Raw genomic sequence first — 20,316 nt, forward strand, 5'->3', positions numbered from 1 at the left:
TGGTGGCGCGGTGCGCGGCCGATTTTTGCGTCACGTCATCGACCGCATGGTCACGGCGATCTGTTGGCGAAACCACTCGTAGGTGCGCTCAATACCTTCCTGATAGCCGGTCTTTGCTTCCCAACCAGGAAGGACATGCCTCGCCAAAGTCAGATCCGGGCATCGGTTGGTTGGATCCTGGGGAGCCGGAGGCTGGTGCTCGATGCGGCTGCCGGGGACAAGCGCCCTGACGAATTCAGCGACGTGCAGAACCGAAACCTCGTGATTGTTGCCGATGTTCAGCGGACCACGGTGCGAGATGTTATCGCGCCAGAAGAAGCGTTCCAATCCATCGACGATGTCGTCGACATAACCCCAGCTGCGCGATTGGGAGCCGTCGCCATAGACCGTCAGGATCCCTGTTGTCAGGGCCTGGATGACAAAGTTCGAAATGGCGCGGCCGTCGTCCATGCGGGTTCGCGGCCCATATGTGTTGAAGATCCTGACGACACGAGCGTCGAGCCCGCCGACGCGCTGCTGTTCGAACAGCAATGCCTCGGTGCAGCGCTTGCTTTCATCATAGGACGCCCTGGGACCCGTGCAGTCCACCGATCCCCTGTAACTCTCGGGTTGCGGGGAAACCAGCGGATCGCCGTAGACTTCCGAGGTCGAGGCAAAGCAGAAACGACCGCCGGGCTTGAGCAGGGTCAGAAGATTGAGCGCGCCGCCGATGTTGGCCTTGATCGTGCGTGCCGGCTCGCGCATGTACCATATCGGCGAGGCGGGCGACGCGAGATGGATGATCTCATCGAAGCGCTGGCTGGATGCAAAGCTTTCGGCGTCGGCAACCTGCAGGCTGAACCGCGGGTCGGTGACATGCGCAATGTTGTCTCGCGTCCCGGTCCATAGATTGTCGACGACGACCAACTTTTGCAGATCACTTCGCTGCAGCAGGCGGTCAATCAGATGCGAGCCGAGGAAACCGCAGCCACCGGAAACCAATACGCTGCGCGACATGGAAAATTCCCCCTCCAGACACCCGGCCAGTCAACGAGCCGCAGGGCTTGTTTCCCAAGAACAGCGGATACGTGGCCACCACCAATCCAAATCCGCCAATCCGTGCTCTCATCTACGCCGCGAAGGGCGGCAAACGCAACGAGCAAGCTGGCGCGCGCCACCGACACGCCGCGGCCGACCGGCCTCTGTTTTGAGGAGAAAACTGCCGAGCGATCTCGCGCACCGAAGCAGGGCAGACGCTGTCGGTCTTCGGGAGTTACAGCGCCCTTTGCGGGCAAGGTGTTCCAGCTGCATCGCCGCAGCGCGACGCCGTGGGCTGAGGCCGGAAGCTCATCTCTTCGGACTGGCGGACCAGTTCGGCGAAGACAAGAGCGAAACTTCCCAGCATCAGAACGACGATGATCAGGCGTGCTACCGGCAATATGACGGCCTCGACTGGCTAGGCCCCACGCCACCCATCCACTGCCGGCTAACATGACCGATCCGGCTTTACGAGAGTTTAAGCCCGGTCTTAACCATCACATTCGTGTCGGCTTTGACATGATGCGCGAACGGCAACCCCGCATCTCGCCGGAACAACGGCTCTCTTTGCAGACGTGCCCCGCCCATGCTACCCCGGCGCTGGCGCGGCCCGGTAACCGGCCGCCGCCAATCGGTCGTCATCGGGGAGCCATGAGCCAAACCGCCAGCCGCATCGCCTTCGTTTCGTCCGACACCGCTGACGCCAAGACGGCGCTGGAAAGCCTGTCGGCGCGCTATGGCCAGTCCTCCATAGAGGATGCCGGAATCGTCGTCGCCCTTGGCGGTGACGGCTTCCTGCTGCAGACCCTGCGCGACACGATGGGGACGGGCAAGAAGGTCTACGGCATGAACCGTGGCACCATCGGTTTCCTGATGAACGAGTATCGTTCGGGTGGCCTTACCGAGCGCCTGGCCGCCGCCGTCGCCGAAACGATTCGCCCGCTGGAGATGCTGGCCGTGACCTCGGAAGGCGAAACGGTTTCGGCACTGGCGATCAACGAGGTGGCGCTCTGGCGCCAATCCTATCAGACGGCCAAGATCCGCATCACCGTCGACGAGCAGGTACGGCTCGAGGAACTGAGCTGCGACGGTGTGATGATCGCCACGCCGGCCGGATCCACCGCCTACAACCTGTCCGCGCACGGGCCAATCCTGCCGCTCGACGCGCCACTGCTGGCGCTGACCCCAGTCAGCCCGTTTCGCCCGCGCCGCTGGCGCGGCGCGCTGCTCTCCAACAAGGCGACGGTGCGCTTCGACATTCTCGAGCCGGAAAAGCGCCCGGTGAACGCTGCAGCCGACCACACCGAAGTCAAGGCAGTGACCTCGGTCACGGTCAGGGAATCGCCGACGGCGACGGCGACGTTGCTGTTCGATCCCAATCATTCCTGGAACGAACGCATTCTCGCAGAGCAGTTCCGCTACTGAGCCGGCGCAGCGATCGACACCTCGATTAAGCATCCCGATTAAGGTTACAACTTCACAATCGTGCCTTTCCCGCCCGTTTCTGTTGACAAATCGCGGGCTTGCGCCTAATCGCAATACCAATCTTGCAGGCGCGTGGCGCTTGCCGCGACAGACGCCGTTGCGCTTCCCCGAACCAGCCAAAGACAACAACACTTGTCCTCAGACACCACGATCGCTCCAGAAGCGTTGACCTTTTCAGACCTCGGCCTGTCGCCGAAGGTGCTTTCCGCAGTAACCGATGCCGGCTACACCCAGCCGACGCCGATCCAGGCCGGTGCCATCCCGCACGCCTTGCTCGGCAAAGATATTTTGGGCATCGCCCAGACCGGCACCGGCAAGACGGCTTCCTTCGTGCTGCCAATGCTGACCCGCCTCGAAAAAGGCCGGGCTCGCGCTCGCATGCCGCGCACGCTGATCCTGGAGCCGACCCGCGAGCTCGCCGCTCAGGTCGAAGAAAATTTCATCAGATACGGCAAGAACCACAAGCTCAATATCGCGCTTTTGATCGGCGGTGTCTCGTTCGACGAACAGGACAAGAAGCTGGAGCGCGGCGCCGACGTGCTGATCGCGACGCCCGGCCGCCTGCTCGACCACCGCGAACGCGGCAAGCTGTTGCTCAACGGTGTCGAGATCCTGGTCATCGACGAAGCGGACCGCATGCTCGACATGGGCTTCATCCCCGACATCGAGCGCATCTGCGAGATGATCCCGTTCACCAGGCAGACGCTGTTCTTCTCGGCGACGATGCCGCCGGAAATCACCAAGCTCACCGAAAAATTCCTGCACGCGCCGGTGCGCGTCGAGGTCTCGAAGGCCGCGTCCGCAGCGACCAACATCATCCAGCGCCTGGTCAAATCCGGTTCCAAGCCCTGGGACAAGCGCGAGACGCTGCGCAACCTGATGAAGGCCGAGGACGCGGAACTGAAGAACGCCATCATCTTCTGCAACCGCAAGGTCGAGGTGTCGGAGCTTTTCCGCTCGCTGCTGAAGTATGATTTCGACGCCGGCGCGCTGCATGGCGACATGGACCAGCGGGCGCGCATGCAGATGCTGGCCAATTTCCGCGACGGCAAGCTGCGCTACCTGGTCGCTTCCGACGTCGCCGCACGTGGCCTCGATATCCCCGACGTCAGCCACGTCTTCAATTACGACGTGCCGATCCATGCCGAAGACTACGTCCACCGCATCGGCCGCACCGGCCGCGCCGGGCGCTCGGGCAAGTCCTTCACCATCGCGACCAAGTCGGACACCAAGTATATCGATGCCATCGAGCGACTGATCGGCAACAAGATCGAGTGGCATGATGGGGACCTGTCGACAGTGGTCGCCAGCGAAGGCGGCGAGGACGATGCTCCACGCCGTGGCAAGGGCGCGCCGCGGCGTGCCGGCCGCAAGGACGACGATCGCAAGGACAGGGGCGAGCGCAAACCACGCGAACGCCACGCAAGGCACAGCGAAGAGGCGGCACCGGCGACGGTGCGCGAGGAACAGCCCGTGGTGGCTGAGGTCGAAGTCGCCGATATCGGCGAACGGCGCGCGCGCAAGGATGCAATCCGCTCGGAGAACACCGAGCGCAAATCTTCCGATCGCAACGAACAGCGCGCTCCGGAACGTGGTGACACAAGGCCGCAGCGCGACAGCAACCGCCCTGCCCGCCACCGCCAGGAAGACAACGACGCCACTGTCGGCTTCGGTGACGACATGCCGGCCTTCATGCGGATCGTCGCCAAGGTCTGATCTCCGACCGCTTTTCGAAGGCAAGCCGTCCGGCTTGCCCTCAAGCTCGTAGAGCAGCTCGCCGTCTCACGGAGGGCCGAACCGCTCTCCTTGTTTTGACGCAATTCCCCAGGGAAAGCGCTACGCGCTTTTCCCGGGAAGACCGTTTCACACTTCTCCCTGGAATTGCTCATGGCCTGGCTCGCCCGTTACATCGGCCCAGGCATCATCTTGGTCGGTTTCTCCAGCATAGGAAACTCGGCCTTGCTGCATTTCACCTTCGGATTCGTCGGACTGAACATACCGTTCGGATTGTCCCTGAACAGCCAGGCGTGAAGATCGTAGTGGACGAACTCCCTCGGGATGAGCGGATAGTGCCCCTCCATCGGACCCATGAAGGTTTGGCCAAACAGCTTGGGCGGCTCCTTGGTGTCCGGCGTCAGCGGCACAAGCCATTCCACCCCGACCAGGCGCAGGCCTTTTTTCGTCGGTTCGTAGATGAGCACATTGGGGCGCATCGGATCGAGTTTTTGGCCGACACTTGGGACGTTGACGAAATGGATACCCATGGCGCCTTTCGGGTAATCCATCGTGCCCGGTATCTTTTCTCCGCTGTAGTAGACGCAGCCGACTGTCGACAGATAGAGGTCGCGGACGGCGACGGTGTAGTCCTCATATTTGGCGAGCGACTTTTTCAAGGCATCGATGTCGGCCTTGTTGGCGTCCTCGGCCCGAGCCGTCGCGACGCCCAACCATGCGCCTGCAAGACTTGTTAAAACGAGGACGCCGCAGCGCCCAAGGCTGGCTGTTCTTGTCATGCATTCCTCCCAGATTTTCTGATCTGGCCGTGCAAGACCGAGGCGGGGAAAATGCTGATTGCGCGGCCAGTTGTACCGCCTCATCCCCTCTGGAACAGGGACGATGCTATTCCTTTCCATGATTGCGGGAAACTAGCCAATTAGAACTAGCTAATTCTCTGGTGCGCCAATCTGCGCCGACGTCCGCTCAAACAAAAACGGCCCCAGGTGGGGCCGTTTTGCGATTCGCGTGCCGAACAAATCAGGTGAGCGGCGACAGCTGGATCTCGACGCGGCGGTTCTGGGCGCGGCCTTCGGCCGTCGCATTGGACGCGACCGGGCGCGTCTTGCCAAAGCCGGTGACGGCAAAGCGGCGCTGATCGACGCCCTGGCCCGACAGATAGTTGGCGACCGCCAGCGCACGACGCTGCGACAGATCGAAATTGTGCTGGTCGCCGCCAGTCGAATCGGTGTGGCCGAAAACGTCGACCGTGGTCTGCTTGAACTTCTTCAGCACCAGCGCGACCGAATTCAGCACCTGGTAGAAGCCGGGCTTCACCGCATCCTGATCCGAGTTGAAGGTGATGTCGGACGGCATGTTGAGGATGATCTGGTCGCCGCTGCGGGTGACGCTGACACCGGTGCCCTCGAGCTGCCGGCGCAGTTCGGCCTCGTTCTGGTCCATGGTGGCGCCGATGGCGCCGCCGGCGAGCGCGCCGATGCCCGCGCCGATCAGCGCGTTGCGGCGATCATTGCCGCCGGCAAGCAGGCCAAGGCTGGCACCGGCCAGCGCGCCAAGGCCGGCGCCCGCGGCCGTGTTGGAAATCTTCTGGTCACCGGTATACGGATCGGTGGTGGTGCAGGCACTCACGAGCACAGCCGTCGCCACGACGACGAGCACAGTCTTTTTCATAGGATCGTCCCTCTCCAAGTCACGCCATTGCGATGGCGCCAAATCAGCCCTTCCCGCGACTTGTACCATGAATTGCGGCGAAATGCGGAACGGCAAGAGCTCTCGCAACGGCTTTTCCCGGCGCCAATTGGCCGGTCGCCCTCCTGGCGAGCTACCAGAGATTCTTGCCGTCGATGACCACCACTTCGACCTTGTCGAGATCGAAATCATCGAACAGCCGCGAATTGACGCTGATCTTGGGATTGTCAAAATTCGGCTCGCCGGTCGACCAGTCCGGCGTTTCCGTGAAGGTGCCGCAGCCGCACGTGGCGCAAAAACCGTGCTTTACGGTTTTCGACCCCCACTCGTAGACAGAAACGTTCTCCGGCGGGCTGGTGAGCTTGAATTGCGACGGGATGTAGTAGGCCCAGAGCGAGCCGCGTTTCGAGCAGAACGAACAGGTGCATTGCGTCACCGTCTGCGGTGCCTGCGAAACCTCGAATGTCGTCGCTTTGCAATGACAGCTTGCCTTGATGGTCATCAACGAACTTCCTCCTGTCCAGCCGCCTCGTAGGGCAAGGGCAGCACAAAGAGGCGCTCCTGACAACTGTCTGTCAGCAGACCCGCCAGACACGCTGGCGCGGCCCGAAAACGACGCGTCGGCTTGGACCCTTCGGCCTAAGATCAAGCCTGAAGGGCCTAGAGCCCGTTCCATCCCGATGGAATCGGGATGAGGTTCTATCTGTTTGTGTGAGCATGATCCCTGGACAAACGGTTTCCGTTTTTCCGAGAAAACCGGTTCCCACTTTTCCGGATCATGCTCTAGTAGGACGATGGTGGCACGAACAGGCAGATGGTCTTGCCGGCATCGAGCCCGGCTTCATGTGCGCACCAATGGAATTCGCCGTCGGGCGAATCCTTGATTCGTCTGTCGCTGTAGGCCAACACCTCCCCGGTGTCCTTGATGACATAACCTTCCGGGCGCTCGCTGATCGAGGTCTGCGACACCTCGTGGCAATCGTAATTGGCGCAGCAGGCGAATGGATAGCTCCAGCCTTGCGGCTTCGCCGCGGTCGGCTTGGCGTCATGCGCCAGCGCCGGCGGCGACAGCATTGCCATCATTGGAATTGCGAGCAGGGTAAACAGGAGTCGGCCGGCCGGTTGAACGGCTTTGGCCGATCTGGGTGTGGCAGCAGACATGGAAACGTTCCTTTCAAACGAGCATCAAGCGTTTCGCTTGCCCGTTCCCGGAACGTGTCTTCCCAGCGGCCGGATCGTCAGCTTGCAGATATGCCGCGCCCAGCCATAAATGCTTTTGCCTCCCGTAATGGTGAGCGCAAATGTGAGTCGGCGCAAGAAGTTGCTACGTGGCCGGCCGACGCCTATTCGTCGACAGCTCCGACGACATGCTCTTGATATTGCGGCAGGTCGTCGGTGATGGTGAACCAGCCTGCCTTCGAACCGACGAAGATGTGGGCGGTTGGACGGACGGCCGGATCGTCGACAAGAGTGCCCATGGCGACATGGACAAAAGCCGCCTCGCGGACGAGCGAATAGAGCAATGAGCCGCACAGCCCGCAATGCGCGTCGTGGCCGCTTTGATCACCGAAGATCAGAAGCTGGTCCTCGCCTTCGGTGAGGACAAGTTTTTCACGCTCGATACCGGCGAACGGCTTGAAGGCCGAACCCGTGGTCCGTCGGCAATTGGAACAGTGGCAGTTGGCCGCGTAGGCAAATTCGTCCTGAACGGCGTATTGCACAGCGCCGCACAGGCATTTTCCAACAAGCTTGCGAGCCATCGCCCAATCCAGGTCTATGTTAGGCCGCTGTTCCCGGGCCACTGCGCACTTTATGCGAGGTGCATCAATCCAGGTCCGCCACCGCTTCGCCCGCACCGCCTTCGATGCGCTGCGACAACGAGGCTTCCATGAAATCGTCGAGGTCGCCATCGAGCACGCTCGATGGGCTGGTGCTCTCGACGCCGGTGCGAAGGTCCTTCACCAGCTGATAGGGCTGCAGCACATAGGAACGGATCTGGTGACCCCAGCCGATATCGCTCTTCGACGCTTCGGTGGCGTTCGCAACCGCTTCGCGCTTCTTCAGCTCTTCCTCGTAGAGGCGTGAGCGCAGCATCTCCCAGGCCTTGGCCTTGTTCTTGTGCTGCGACCGTTCGGCCTGGCAGGCGACCGCGATGCCGGTGGCAAGGTGGGTGATGCGCACCGCCGAATCGGTGGTGTTGACGTGCTGGCCGCCCGAGCCGGACGAACGGTAGGTGTCGATGCGGACATCGGATTCGGACACGTCGATCTCGATCGTGTCGTCGATGACCGGATAGACCCAGATGCTGGCGAAGGACGTATGCCGGCGCGCATTGCTGTCATAGGGCGAAATGCGCACCAGGCGATGCACGCCCGATTCCGTCTTCAGCCAGCCATAGGCGTTGTGGCCCTTGATCAGCAGCGTGGCGGACTTGATGCCGGCTTCTTCGCCGTCGTGAACTTCCAGCACTTCGACCTTGAAGCGGCGCCGTTCGGCCCAGCGCGTGTACATGCGCAAAAGCATCGAAGCCCAATCCTGGCTTTCGGTACCGCCGGCGCCGGCATGGACTTCGAGATAGGTGTCGTTGGAGTCGGCCTCGCCCGACAGCAGCGTCTCGACCTGGCGGGCCTTCGCTTCGCCCTGCATCGAACGGATCGACGCTTCGGCCTCGGCGATGACGCCTTCGTCGCCCTCTTCCTCACCGAGTTCGATCAGGCCGATATTGTCTTCCAGCGCCTGTGTCAGACCTTTCACCGAGGCAATGCCTTCCTCGAGGCCCTGGCGTTCGCGCATCAGCTTCTGCGCTTCCAGCGGTTCGTTCCAGAGGCTGGCGTCCTCGGCGCGTACGTTGAGGTATTCAAGCCGCTTTATGGCCTGATCCCAGTCAAAGATGCCTCCTCAGCAGGGTAATCGCCTGCCTGATCTCGTCGACAATATTCTGCGTTTCCGCGCGCATGGCTGGCTGTTCTGTCCTGTTTGCTGAAATCGGTCGGCGCGATACATAGGGAGGCTGCCGCCGGCTGTAAAGCAAAATGGGCTGGCGCAAGGCCAGCCCATCCGCTCATGAAAATCGTCAGTAGAGGCCGCCGCCGCCAGATTGGATGGCCTGGTTGGCCTGCGGCGACAGCGCACCCCCGGTGGCATTGGAGCCGTCGGCACCCATGCCGATCACCCAATAGCTGTCGGCAGGACCGGTGCCCGGCTTGAAGGCTTCGATGATGGTGCCGGGATCACCCGAGGCGGCACGCATGCCGGTCTTGCGATTGATGGCGACCAGATTCATGCCTTCCGGCACCTTGAAGTCGACATTGGGCGTGCCGTCCAGCGCCACGCGCATAAAGTCCTTGAAGATAGGGGCCGCGAGACCACCACCGGTGGCGCCATGGCCAAGGCCGCGCGGCGTGTCGTAGCCCATATAGAGGCCGACGACGAGGTTCGGCGTGTAACCGATGAACCAGGCGTCCTTTTCGTCGTTCGTCGTTCCGGTCTTGCCGGCGATGTGGCGGCCGAGTTCGCCGATGGTAGCGCCGGTGCCGCGTTGCACGACACCTTCCATCATCGAGGTGATCTGGTAGGCGGTCATTGGATCGAGCACCTGCTCGGAATTGTCGACCAGTTCCGGCTCGGGCTGGTTCTGCCATTCTGGCGCATTGCAGCCCTGGCAGCCGCGTTCGTCCTGCTTGAACACCGTCTTGCCGTAGCGGTCCTGGATGCGGTCGATGAGCGACGGCTTGATCGACTTGCCGCCATTGGCCATGATCGAATAGGCCGACACCATGCGCATCACGGTCGTTTCGCCGGAGCCCAGCGCCATCGGCAGATATGGCGCCAGATGGTCGTAGACACCAAAGCGCTCGGCATATTCGACGACCAGCTTCATGCCCATGTCATTGGCAAGCCGCACCGTCATCAGGTTGCGCGACTTCTCGATGCCGGAGCGCAGCGTTGCCGGGCCAGCGACGGTGCCGTCATAATTTTTCGGCGTCCAGGTCGTGTTGCCGCTCTGGATGGTGATCGGACCGTCCATGATCACCGAGGCCGGCGTATAGCCATTGTCGAGCGCGGCCGAATAGACGATCGGCTTGAACGAGGAGCCTGGCTGGCGCATGGCCTGGGTGGCGCGGTTGAATTCGGACTGCGCGTAGGAGAAGCCGCCGACCATGGCCAGCACGCGGCCGGTATGCGGATCCATGGCGATCAGGCCGCCCTCCACCTCGGGAACCTGGCGCAGGCTGTAGGCGCCGTCGGCGCCATCGTTCTTCTGCACAAAGATGACGTCGCCCGGCTTCAAAACGTCCGCCGGCGACTTGGCCTTGACGGTCTTGCCGCCAACCACATGGCGCATGGCGAAGCCCATGTCGTCCTTGCTGACGGTGCCTTCGACGCGTTCCTTGACGATGTCGCCCGACGCCTGGCGCGCGGGCTGCAGGCCGATCGACAGGCCGGTCTCCGAGCTGTCGAGCACGACGGCGAGCGACCATTCAGGGACATCCTCCAGTCCCTTGACGTTGCCCAGCGGCACGCCCCAGTCGCCGGACACGTCGATGTTCGTCACCGGCCCGCGATAACCGCGCAGCGTATCGTATTTTATCAATCCGTTCTGCATCGCCTTGCGAGCGATGAGCTGAACCTTTGGATCAAGCGTCGTGCGGACGGAAAGGCCGCCTTCGTAGAGCGCATTCTCGCCGTAACGGGCGATGATCTGGCGGCGCACCTCCTCGGTGAAGTACTCGCCAGCGAAAAGATAGGTGCCGTTGCGGCGCGGCGTCACGCCCAGCGGCTCGGCCTTGGCCTTGGCGCCTTCCTCGCGCGTCACGTAGCCATTCTCGACCATCTGGTCGATGACCCAGTTGCGGCGCTCGATCGCGCGATCGGCATGTTTGAAGGGATGGTAGTTGTTCGGTCCCTTCGGCAGCGAAGCCAGATAGGCAGCCTCAGCCACGGTCAGTTCGTTGACCGACTTGTCGAAATAGGTCAGCGCCGCGCCGGCGACGCCATAGGCGCCGAAGCCGAAGAAGATTTCGTTGAGGTAGAGCTCGAGAATGCGATCCTTGGGGTAGGCCTGCTCGATGCGGAAGGCGAGGATCATCTCCTTGATCTTGCGCTCATAGGTCTGGTCCGAGGACAACAGGAAGTTCTTCGCCACCTGCTGGGTGATCGTCGACGCGCCGACCTGGCGCTTGCCAGAGCCAAAATTCTGCAGGTTGACGATGATGGCGCGGCCAAGCCCAGTTACGTCGATGCCGGGGTGGTTGTAGAAGTTCTTGTCCTCCGCCGACAGGAAGGCCGCCTTGACGCGATCCGGTATGGCCTGGATCGGCAGGTAGAGGCGCCGTTCACGGGCATATTCGGCCATCAGCGCGCCGTCCGACGCGTGGATGCGGGTGGTCACCGGCGGCTCGTATTTGGCCAGCACCTCGTAGTCGGGCAGATCCTTCGACAAATGGCCGATGTAGATGGCAACGCCCGCCGCGACCAGAAGGGCCAGCGTCGTGCCGATGCCGAAAAAATAGCCAATGAGACGAATCATACCCGCTCCAGTCCTTGGTTCGGGAATTTCCTAAACGAAGCCGCCTTCCACGCAAGCTTTCGAGCCGGTCCCAATCCGCAATCGAAAACCCATGTCGCCACCATGTGGACAAAATACGGCAATGCCTCAATTCGTGACCGCAAGCCGGAAATAAAAGCACCGGCTGTTGTCGTCGCGCAACGCTGCCTCCGGTTGTGGCCGAGCATATCAGCCTCCGGTTCCGGCCCCGCCCTTGGCTGAAGCGAAAAGCGCAACGGCATTGGTTATGCTTTGAGCAGCCTTGCCCCGCCAGTCGGCGTTGAGCAGCTGCGCCTCGTCCTTGGCATTCGAGAGATAGCCGAGTTCGACCAGCACGGATGGCACGTCGGGTGCTTTCAGCACCTTGAACCCCGCCGAACGCTGCGGATTGTTGATAAGGCCGACGCTGGTCGACAACTGGCCGACCAGCGTGTGGGCGAAACTCATCGAGAAATTGTGTGTTTCGCGCCGGATCAGGTCGATCAGAATGTCGGTGACTTCCTTGTTGTCGTTCTTGATCTCCATGCCGGCGAACTGGTCGGAGAGGTTTTCGCGGTCGGCAAGCGCTTGCGCTTCGGGATCCGAAGCCTTGTCGGACACGGTGTAGACGGTGGCGCCGCGAATGCCCTTGACGCTGATTGTGTCGGCATGGATGGAAATCAGCAGGTCGGCCTCGTGCTGTCGGGCAATGCGCACGCGATCATCCAACCGCAGGAATTCGTCGGTGTCGCGCGTCATGAACACATCGTAATTGCCGACGGCCGCGAGCTTGTCGCGCAACTCGGTGGCGAAGGCGAGCGTGACGTTCTTCTCGATGGTGCCGTTCAGGCCCTCGGCGCCGCCGTCGACGCCGCCATGGCCGGGATCGAGGACGACGGTGAAGCGGTGGCCCGGATTGGAGACCGGTCCGGTGCCGACCCGCCCTCCCTTGTCGGTCGAAACCGTCGATCCGGTGGTCAGCGCCTGATTGGCGAGTGCCGCGTCGAACTCGCGTTCGGAGGCTGCCGACATGTCGATGGCAATGCGGTAGCCAGTTCCGTCCTCGTTCTTGAGCACATCGAGCTTGTCGACGGCGAACGGCCCCTTGCCGGTGAGGATCAGCCGTGAAACGCCCTCGCCGAGTTCGCCCAGGCGAACGCCCCTGACCAGGCCACGCGCCTTCAAATCCTTGGCGTTAATGGCGAATCTCGTATTCGCGAGATCGATGACAAGACGATTGGGGCCGCGCAGCAGGAACCATTTGACATCAGGTTCACGGTCGAAATCCATGACGATGCGCATCTTGGTGGCATCGCCAGCCATCTTGTAGCCTTTTGCCACGAGTGGTGCGTCGGCGGCATTGGCAACGGAAGTGATTGCCAGCAACAGCAAGAGGCAGATGGCACTGACGATCTGGCCGCCAACACGACATCCCTTGTCTGTGAAGTCTGCCAGTCCCATCTCTCGTCCAGTCGCTCCCGATTTGGCGCCAGGCGCCGGTGGTTTCGTCGAAATGCCGGCAAGGCCGCGATTCAATTAACGATTGGTATCCAGAGAAGGTTAACCAAGCCTTTTCATGCAAGGTCGGAGCCTGTTCTTACGTTACGGAACCGCTTTTTGCCGGCATCGGAAATCGGGGTTGCCTTCCACCCCGCCAAATCATAAAAGCGATGGTGGATCACTGCAATCCTGGAACCGCCCTCCTCCGCAGCTTCCTGCTACAGGGTCAGATGAAAGGCGGCTCCTTTCGCTTCACGCGAAAAGGACACAGGTGATCGCGACGAATTTCGCAGGTGTGCGCCCGTGGCGGGGGAATCGCCTGCGTGAGGAAAACGGCCGGGTTTGTTCCCGCGCCGGCTCTGTATGAGCAAACAAGCTGGTCCGGTTCGTCCGGGCTTTGGTTCAAAAGGTTCTGCTGGTGACGATGGCTTCAAGCGCAATCATGGAAAGGTCCGCATCAAACCGCGCCATTGTGGCTGCGGGCGGCACCGCCATGGCGCTCAAGCGGCGGCCGGCGGACATTCAAGTATCCGGCACCCACACTCCAGACACGCAGCAGCAGGCATTGCCTCGCAAGCTGCGGCTGACGGCTGCCGGGGGGAAACGAAATAATGCCCAACAAAATGCTGATAGACGCCTCCCACCCGGAGGAAACACGCGTTGTCGTCGTTCGCGGTAACCGTATTGAAGAATTCGACTTTGAATCACAGGACAAGAAGCAGCTCAAAGGAAACATCTACCTCGCCCGCGTAACGCGCGTCGAACCCTCCCTTCAGGCAGCCTTTGTCGAATATGGCGGCAACCGTCACGGTTTTCTCGCCTTCAGTGAAATTCACCCCGACTATTACCAGATCCCGGTCGCCGATCGTCAGGCACTGCTGCGCGCCGAAGCGCAGGAGGCTGAAGACGAGGAGGACGAGGACGGCGACGGTGAAGATCGTCAGAGCCGTGATCGCGGACGGCGCGGACGCCGGCGCGGCGGCAAGAGCCGCGACCGCGGTGAGCACAAGCGCGACGCAGCCGAATCCGGCGAGGCGAGCGAAAGCTCCGGCGAGCCAGGCGAAGGCAGCGAGAATGGCGACATCGTTCTCGAGGAGATCTCCCACACATCCGAGATCATCGAACACGCAGCCGATACGTCCGAACATTCCGAGACGTCGGGGCATGCCGATACGTCAGGCCACGATGAAGGTTCAGCCGAGCAGGACGAAACCAAAACCCGCGAGGGCGGCCCGACATCGATCGCCGCCGCGGTCGAAGGCGATGTGATTTCCGAATCCGTCCCGCAGACGGAACAGGGCAGCGAAGCGACATCCGGCGACAATGATCGCGGCATGCTCGAGGAAGTGCAGTCCTCGCATCCGGATGACCATGAGATCGAATCGGTCGGCGCCGAGGATGCGCTGGAAGAAGTGCGCAACCGCCGCAAGCCGGTGCGCCGCCAGTACAAGATCCAGGAAGTCATCAAGCGCCGGCAGATCCTGCTGGTGCAGGTCGTCAAGGAAGAGCGCGGCAACAAGGGCGCCGCCCTCACCACTTACCTGTCGCTTGCCGGCCGCTATTCGGTGCTGATGCCGAACACGGCGCGCGGCGGCGGCATTTCGCGCAAAATCACCAGTGCGGTGGACCGCAAGCGCCTCAAGGAGGTCGTTGCCGATCTCGAAGTGCCGCAGGGCATGGGCGTCATTCTGCGCACGGCCGGCGAGAGCCGCACCAAGGCCGAGATCAAGCGCGACTACGAATATCTGATGCGGCTTTGGGAAAATGTCCGCAATCTCACCTTGCAGTCGACGGCCCCCGCCCTGGTCTATGAGGAAGGTAGCCTGATCAAGCGCTCGGTGCGCGACCTCTACAACAAGGATATCGACGAGATTCTCGTCTCCGGCGAGGAAGGCTATCGCGAGGCCAAGGACTTCATGCGCATGCTGATGCCGAGCCACGCCAAGGTGGTTCAGCCGTTCCGCGACACGACGCCCATCTTCGTACGCAATGGCATCGAAGCACAGCTCGATCGTATGCTTCAGCCGCAAGTGACGCTTAAGAGCGGCGGCTACATCATCATCAACCAGACCGAGGCGCTGGTTGCCATCGACGTCAATTCGGGCCGCTCGACCAAGGAGCACTCGATCGAGGACACCGCGCTTCACACCAACCTGGAAGCGGCCGAGGAAGTCGCCCGCCAGCTCAGGCTGCGCGATCTTGCCGGACTGATCGTCATCGACTTCATCGACATGGACGAGAACCGCAACAACCGCTCCGTCGAGAAGCGGTTGAAGGATCACCTGAAGAACGACCGTGCGCGCATTCAGGTCGGCCGCATCTCGCATTTCGGCCTGATGGAGATGTCACGCCAGCGCATCCGCGCCAGCGTGCTGGAATCGACCATGAAGCCCTGTGCGCATTGCGGCGGCACCGGCCATGTGCGCTCCGATTCGTCGGTCGCGCTGATGGTGGTGCGGGCGATCGAGGAATTCCTGCTCAAGGATTCGCGCAGCCACATCACGGTGCGGACGCCGGCGGCGACCGCACTCTATGTGCTCAACCACAAGCGCGGCACGCTGGTTGAACTGGAAAGCCGCTTCGGCCTGACCATCACCATCGAGGCCGACGATTCTGTTGGCGCGCAGCACTATGCGATCTTCCGCGGCGCGCTGGCTGAAAAGCCGGAAGGCTTTGTCGAGGCACGCAGCTTCCCGGCCTATGTCGAGTCGGAAGAGCCCGAGGACGAGATTGCCGTCGTCGAGGAAGACGACGAGGCACCGGTGCAGGCGGAGCAGCCACGCCTGCAGCCGCAGCAACAACAGCCGCGGCCTGCTGCCGGTGGCGAAGAAGGCGAAGGCCGCGACCGCAAACGCCGCAAGCGCCGGCGGCGTCGCGGCGGCAAGGATCGCGACCGCGAACATGGCGCGCCGACGGAAGGGGCTTCCGTCTCCGCACCGGCGGGCGAGTTCTCCGGCTCAGCGGCCACTACGAGCGATAGCGAAGCGGAAGCGGACGACGACGCCTCTGTCGGTGTTGCCGAGACCGCTGAAACGGTTGAGGCTTCGGACGAAGGCCAGGGCAAGAAGCGCCGGCGCGGCAAGCGCGGCGGCAAACGCAATCGCCGCGAAGACGGTGAAGGCGAGACCGAAGCAAGTGCTGGCGAAACCGCCGAGGCATCCGACAGTGATGTCGCGGAAAGCGTGGCGGTCACCAGCGAGCCAGTAGTTGTCGCACCGGCCGAAGAGCCAGTGGCGCTTGCTCCGGCCAATGACGACGCGCCAAGCACCGAAAAGCCGAAGAAGCCACGTCGTGCCGCCAAGCCGAAGAAGGCAGCAGCCGAGGTCGTCACCGAGGAGCCGGCCGCGGAAGTGGTCGCGGAAGCACCGGTCGAGACCCCGGTCACTGCGTCCATCGAGACAGCGGCAGCGACCGCCGACGACACGCCGAAGGCCCGCCCGTCACGGCGCAAGCCGGCGGCAGTGGATGCGCCGGTCGTGCCGGTGGTGTCTTCGACCGTTGCGGACGAACCAGCGGCCAAGACCGAAGACAAGCCGAAGCGCGCCGGATGGTGGCAGCGGAAGGGCTTTTTCTAGGCTTTTCAATTACTTGTGCTGATTATCTGACAAAAGTCCCGCGCTATCGAAAAGATGGCGCGGGATTTTTCACATCTGGCGTTCTGCGGCCGCAAGAATGCTAAAAATGCTAAGGCGCGAAGATCGACCAGTTCATCATCCTGGCCAGCTTTTCCAGCGCGATCGACCCCAGCTTGGAATTGCCGTTGGCGTTGAGGCCAGGCGACCAGACGGCAAGCGACGCCACGCCCGGCACGATCCCCAATATGCCCCCGCCGACGCCACTCTTGCCAGGAATGCCGACGCGGAAGGCGAAATCGCCGGAGCCGTCATAGTGGCCACAGGTCAGCATCATCGCACCGATGCGCCGTGCACGCTCGGCCGACACCACGGAATGCCCGGTCGCCGGGTTCTTGCCGCCATTGGCGAGGAAGCGGCCGGCGAGCGCCAGTTGCCGGCAGCTCATGGCGATGGCGCAATGATGGAAATAGACGCCCAGCGCAAGCTCCGGCGCATGGTTGAGATTGCCGAAGGATTTCATGTAGTTGGCAAGCGCGAAATTTCGATAGCCGGTGGCCCGTTCGGAGGCCGCGACCTCGCGGTCGATGATGATCGTCTCGTCGTCAGCGAGGAACTGGATGAAGCGCAGGATTTCGCCGATGGCCTCGCGCGGCTGGTGGCCGGCAAGCAGGATATCGGAAACGACTATGGCGCCGGCGTTGATGAACGGATTGCGCGGAATGCCGTTCTCGTGCTCGAGCTGCACGATCGAGTTGAACGGATTGCCCGAGGGCTCGCGTCCGACGCGCTGCCACAACGCGTCGCCGACATTGCCGAGCGCCAGCGTCAAGGTGAACACCTTGGAGATACTCTGGATCGAAAATGCCTGGTCGGCGTCACCCGCCATCAGCACGCGGCCGTCATTGGTGACGGCGGCAATGCCAAACTTCCTTGGGTCGACCTTGCCCAGTTGCGGAATGTAGGTGGCGACGTCACCACGATCGGTGCGTTGCGCCATTTCGGCGGCGACTTCAGCCAGTGCCTGCTCGAGTTCCGGCATGGCTCTCTACCTCAACCAGCGTTCAATGCGCGCCATGGCTTCGACCATGTCGTCGTGGCTGCCGGCATAGGAGAAACGCATGGTGCGGTGCCCCGCCTGCGTATCGAAGTCGCGGCCGGGCGTCGCCGCGACATGCGCCTCTGCCAGCATCTTTCGTGCGAAGGCCATGCTGTCATTGGTGTGCCTGGTGACATCGCAAAAGGCGTAGAAGGCGCCATCCATCGGTGCCGCCAGCGGAAAGCCGAGCTCCGGCAGACGCTTCATCAGGAGCTCGCGATTCCAGGCGTAGCGGCCCTTGACGGCCTCCAGCTCCTCGGTTGCGGCGAAGGCCTCGATCGCGGCGATCTGGGACAGTTCCGGCGGCGAGATGTAGAGGCTCTGGGCGACGCGCTCGACCGGCCGCACCAGGTCTTCGGGCAACACCATCCAGCCGATGCGCCAGCCGGTCATGCAGTAGTATTTCGAGAACGAGTTGATCACCGTCACGCTGTCCCCAAAGGCGAGCGCCGTGGTGTCGGGCGCGGCATAGGCCAGCCGGTGGTAGATCTCGTCGGAGATCACGGCGATGCCGAGTGCTTCCGCCGTCCTCACCAGGGCCGCCAGTTCATCGGCCGGTATGACCGCGCCGGTCGGATTGGCCGGACTGGCAAACAGGACGCCCTTCAGCGGTTTTTCGCGATGCGCGGTTTCCAGGTGACCGGCATGCAGGTAGGCGGCGTCGCCGAGCTCGATCTCGACCACGTCGATGCCGAGCGCGGCCATGATGTTGCGATAGGCGGGATAACCAGGTGCCGCGATGGCGACGCGGTCACCCGGATCGAACATCGCCAGGAAGGCGAGATTGAAGGCGGCCGAAGATCCGGTGGTCACCGCGATCCGTCCCGGCGGAACTTCAAGCCCGTAATGATCGGCGTAATGTTCGGCGATCGCCTTGCGCAAGGCAGCGAGCCCGAGCGTGTCGGTGTAGCCGATGCGCCCGTCCTGCAAGGCCTTGGCCGCCGCCGCGCGAACGCCGATTGGCGCCGGATCGGAGGGCTGGCCGACGGCCATGGAAACAACCGGCACGCCCTGCGCCTTCAGCCGGTTTGCCTCGGCCAGAATGTCCATGGCATGGAAGGGCTCGACATTGCCACGGCGTGAGAGCGAAACGACCATTTAACCAGTCTTCCCGATGGTTGAGGGCGCCAGACTTTGGCGCATGCGCCGCACAAATGCCCGATTGATGTGAGGTTCACAAGTTGAGGAAGTTTCCGGCGCCGACTTTTCATCTTTCGCCCGCTCGTCTACCAGTGGACACGTCATGTTGAGCCGACCCAGATCGACGATTGCCCAGACAGCGCGCGTCTTCGCGACGCTTTCGCTGGGCGTCGCCGTTGCGGTGGCGAGTTCGGTCAGCGCCTTCGCCCAGAACGTGCCGGTGATACGCGATGCCGAGATCGAGGCGCTGGTGCGCGATTATGCGCGGCCGATCTTCAAGGCGGCGGGGCTGGCGAACGACGGCATCGACATCGTTCTGGTCAACGACCAGAGTTTCAACGCCTTCGTCACCGGGCGGCGGCTGTTCATCAACACCGGCGCGCTGATGACGGCCGAAACGCCCAACGAGATCATCGGCGTCATTGCGCACGAAGCTGGTCATATCGCAGGCGGCCATCAGCAGAAGCTTCGCGACCAGCTCGAACGCGCCAAGACGATGGCCGTCCTCGCGACGTTGCTGGGCGCCGGCGCCATCGTCGCCGGTGCCACCACAAACAGCCGCGGCCTTGCCGGGGCCGGTATGGGTGTGGCGGCGGGCGGCGGCGAGATGGCGCAGCGCAGCATCCTTGCCTATCAGCGCACCGAGGAGATGACCGCCGACCGCTCGGCGATCACCTACCTCAACGCCACAGGCCAGTCCGGCATGGGCATGCTGAAGACGTTCCATCGCTTCCAGACGGCGCTGTCGCTGTCGGGCGCGCAGGTCGATCCCTACCGGATCAGCCATCCGATGCCGCAGGACCGAATCGCCAACCTCGAAGTGCTGGTGAAACAGAGCCCCAATGTCGACAAGGTCGACCCGGCGGCGCTGCAGCAGCGGCACGACATGGTGCGTGTAAAGATTGCCGTCTACATGGAAGGCCAGGCGGCCGCGTCGCGGCTGATGCGCAAAATGCAAGGCAGCCTCGCCGCGCGATATGGCGATGCCCAGTCGACGTATCTGTTCGGCAACATCGCCGCTGCGCTGGCCAAGACCAATGCACTGATCAAGGCGCAGCCGAAAAATGCCTATTTCCAGGAATTGCGCGGCGACATCCTGATGAAGGCGAACAAGCCCAAGGAGGCCGCGGAGGCCTATGCGAAGGCGGTCAGCCTCGACCCGGCACGGTCCGGATTGCTGCCTGTCTCCCTTGGCCAGGCGCTGATGGCCGTCGGTACGCCTGAATCCCTGAAGAAAGCCGTCGTGCAGATCAACAATGGTCTGGGGCGCGACAAGGAAAATTCCGCCGGATACCGTTATCTGGCACAGGCCTATGGCGAGTTGGGCGACATACCGGGCGCCGAACTTGCCACCGCCGAAGGTCACTTCTATTCCGGCAACTACAAGGATGCTAAGATTTTCGCCATGCGGGCGCAGCAGCAGATGAAGCGCGGCGAGCCGCGCTGGCTGCGCGCTCAGGACATCATAAACTACGCACCATCAACCAAGATCAAGTGAACCTTCCAGCCGCGCGCTGCGACACAGCCGGACGGAACGGCCCGGAAAACAGGTA

15 protein-coding genes are annotated in these 20,316 nt (G+C 62.4%); 4 read left to right on the plus strand and 11 right to left on the minus strand.

What is annotated here, in order from left to right:
* Window positions 1-30: 30 nt before the first annotated feature.
* Window positions 31-996 carry an NAD-dependent epimerase/dehydratase family protein gene (locus tag AC1D10_RS20770; protein WP_477275114.1) on the minus strand — a complete coding sequence of 322 codons (966 nt, stop codon included), beginning with the start codon at window positions 994-996 and terminating at the stop codon, window positions 31-33.
* Window positions 997-1,668: 672 nt separating this feature from the next.
* Between AC1D10_RS20770 and AC1D10_RS20775 the strand changes: the two genes are divergently transcribed.
* Together AC1D10_RS20775 and AC1D10_RS20780 are read left to right on the plus strand one after the other, a co-directional pair.
* Complete coding sequence (locus AC1D10_RS20775) at window positions 1,669-2,442, plus strand: NAD kinase (RefSeq protein WP_095090691.1); 774 nt, start codon at window positions 1,669-1,671, stop codon at window positions 2,440-2,442.
* Between the two features lie 192 nt (window positions 2,443-2,634).
* Window positions 2,635-4,218 (plus strand): DEAD/DEAH box helicase, encoded by a 1,584-nt coding sequence (locus tag AC1D10_RS20780; protein ID WP_477275116.1) that lies wholly within the window; start codon window positions 2,635-2,637, stop codon window positions 4,216-4,218.
* Window positions 4,219-4,406: 188 nt separating this feature from the next.
* Here AC1D10_RS20780 and AC1D10_RS20785 read toward each other — a convergent pair whose 3' ends face one another.
* The 8 genes from AC1D10_RS20785 to AC1D10_RS20820 form a co-directional block, all read right to left on the minus strand.
* Complete coding sequence (locus AC1D10_RS20785; protein ID WP_477275118.1) at window positions 4,407-5,015, minus strand: hypothetical protein; 609 nt, start codon at window positions 5,013-5,015, stop codon at window positions 4,407-4,409.
* 241 nt (window positions 5,016-5,256) lie between these two features.
* Window positions 5,257-5,907, minus strand: a complete 651-nt coding sequence (locus AC1D10_RS20790; protein WP_013531371.1) for a YiaD family glycine zipper/OmpA-like lipoprotein — start codon at window positions 5,905-5,907, stop codon at window positions 5,257-5,259.
* A gap of 151 nt (window positions 5,908-6,058) precedes the next feature.
* Window positions 6,059-6,427: a GFA family protein gene (locus AC1D10_RS20795; protein ID WP_477275122.1), complete on the minus strand. Its 369-nt coding sequence runs from the start codon at window positions 6,425-6,427 to the stop codon at window positions 6,059-6,061.
* A gap of 281 nt (window positions 6,428-6,708) precedes the next feature.
* Window positions 6,709-7,086, minus strand: coding sequence for a hypothetical protein (locus AC1D10_RS20800; protein WP_477275124.1), 378 nt, complete (start codon window positions 7,084-7,086; stop codon window positions 6,709-6,711).
* 182 nt (window positions 7,087-7,268) lie between these two features.
* Window positions 7,269-7,685 (minus strand): GFA family protein, encoded by a 417-nt coding sequence (locus AC1D10_RS20805; protein ID WP_477275126.1) that lies wholly within the window; start codon window positions 7,683-7,685, stop codon window positions 7,269-7,271.
* Window positions 7,686-7,749: 64 nt separating this feature from the next.
* A protein-coding gene (prfB, locus tag AC1D10_RS20810) for a peptide chain release factor 2 (protein WP_379097356.1) occupies window positions 7,750-8,881 on the minus strand; the annotation gives its coding sequence in 2 pieces (ribosomal slippage) (window positions 7,750-8,814 and window positions 8,816-8,881; 1,131 coding nt in all).
* A gap of 117 nt (window positions 8,882-8,998) precedes the next feature.
* A complete protein-coding gene (locus tag AC1D10_RS20815; RefSeq protein ID WP_477275129.1) occupies window positions 8,999-11,455 on the minus strand; it encodes a penicillin-binding protein 1A in 2,457 nt (818 codons plus the stop codon).
* Between the two features lie 207 nt (window positions 11,456-11,662).
* On the minus strand, window positions 11,663-12,913 hold the full coding sequence (locus tag AC1D10_RS20820) for an N-acetylmuramoyl-L-alanine amidase (RefSeq protein WP_477275131.1): 1,251 nt from the start codon (window positions 12,911-12,913) through the stop codon (window positions 11,663-11,665).
* 650 nt (window positions 12,914-13,563) lie between these two features.
* Between AC1D10_RS20820 and AC1D10_RS20825 the strand changes: the two genes are divergently transcribed.
* The gene (locus tag AC1D10_RS20825; protein WP_477275133.1) at window positions 13,564-16,527 is read left to right on the plus strand and encodes an Rne/Rng family ribonuclease; all 2,964 of its coding nucleotides are present in this window, start codon (window positions 13,564-13,566) and stop codon (window positions 16,525-16,527) included.
* A 109-nt stretch (window positions 16,528-16,636) separates the two neighbouring features.
* Here the strand turns inward: AC1D10_RS20825 and AC1D10_RS20830 are convergent, their stop codons facing one another.
* The gene (locus tag AC1D10_RS20830; RefSeq protein WP_378925910.1) at window positions 16,637-17,566 is read right to left on the minus strand and encodes a glutaminase; all 930 of its coding nucleotides are present in this window, start codon (window positions 17,564-17,566) and stop codon (window positions 16,637-16,639) included.
* 6 nt (window positions 17,567-17,572) lie between these two features.
* Window positions 17,573-18,721 (minus strand): pyridoxal phosphate-dependent aminotransferase, encoded by a 1,149-nt coding sequence (locus AC1D10_RS20835; protein ID WP_477275136.1) that lies wholly within the window; start codon window positions 18,719-18,721, stop codon window positions 17,573-17,575.
* A gap of 145 nt (window positions 18,722-18,866) precedes the next feature.
* Here AC1D10_RS20835 and AC1D10_RS20840 point away from each other — a divergent pair, with 145 nt between their 5' ends.
* Window positions 18,867-20,261, plus strand: coding sequence for a M48 family metalloprotease (locus AC1D10_RS20840; RefSeq protein WP_477275138.1), 1,395 nt, complete (start codon window positions 18,867-18,869; stop codon window positions 20,259-20,261).
* The last annotated feature ends 55 nt before the right edge of the window (window positions 20,262-20,316 follow it).

It is taken from the genome of Mesorhizobium sp. P2_A8, from assembly GCF_056404935.1.

Excerpts from the sequence above, each read along its gene's own strand:
- AC1D10_RS20770 (WP_477275114.1), bottom strand. The coding sequence starts at position 996 with ATGTCGCGCAGCGTATTGGTTTCCGGTGGCTGCGGTTTCCTCGGCTCG.
- AC1D10_RS20775 (WP_095090691.1), top strand. The coding sequence starts at position 1,669 with ATGAGCCAAACCGCCAGCCGCATCGCCTTCGTTTCGTCCGACACCGCT.
- AC1D10_RS20785 (WP_477275118.1), bottom strand. The coding sequence starts at position 5,015 with ATGACAAGAACAGCCAGCCTTGGGCGCTGCGGCGTCCTCGTTTTAACA.
- AC1D10_RS20790 (WP_013531371.1), bottom strand. The coding sequence starts at position 5,907 with ATGAAAAAGACTGTGCTCGTCGTCGTGGCGACGGCTGTGCTCGTGAGT.
- AC1D10_RS20795 (WP_477275122.1), bottom strand. The coding sequence starts at position 6,427 with ATGACCATCAAGGCAAGCTGTCATTGCAAAGCGACGACATTCGAGGTT.
- AC1D10_RS20800 (WP_477275124.1), bottom strand. The coding sequence starts at position 7,086 with ATGTCTGCTGCCACACCCAGATCGGCCAAAGCCGTTCAACCGGCCGGC.
- AC1D10_RS20805 (WP_477275126.1), bottom strand. The coding sequence starts at position 7,685 with ATGGCTCGCAAGCTTGTTGGAAAATGCCTGTGCGGCGCTGTGCAATAC.
- AC1D10_RS20815 (WP_477275129.1), bottom strand. The coding sequence starts at position 11,455 with ATGATTCGTCTCATTGGCTATTTTTTCGGCATCGGCACGACGCTGGCC.
- AC1D10_RS20820 (WP_477275131.1), bottom strand. The coding sequence starts at position 12,913 with ATGGGACTGGCAGACTTCACAGACAAGGGATGTCGTGTTGGCGGCCAG.
- AC1D10_RS20825 (WP_477275133.1), top strand. The coding sequence starts at position 13,564 with ATGCCCAACAAAATGCTGATAGACGCCTCCCACCCGGAGGAAACACGC.
- AC1D10_RS20830 (WP_378925910.1), bottom strand. The coding sequence starts at position 17,566 with ATGCCGGAACTCGAGCAGGCACTGGCTGAAGTCGCCGCCGAAATGGCG.
- AC1D10_RS20835 (WP_477275136.1), bottom strand. The coding sequence starts at position 18,721 with ATGGTCGTTTCGCTCTCACGCCGTGGCAATGTCGAGCCCTTCCATGCC.
- AC1D10_RS20840 (WP_477275138.1), top strand. The coding sequence starts at position 18,867 with ATGTTGAGCCGACCCAGATCGACGATTGCCCAGACAGCGCGCGTCTTC.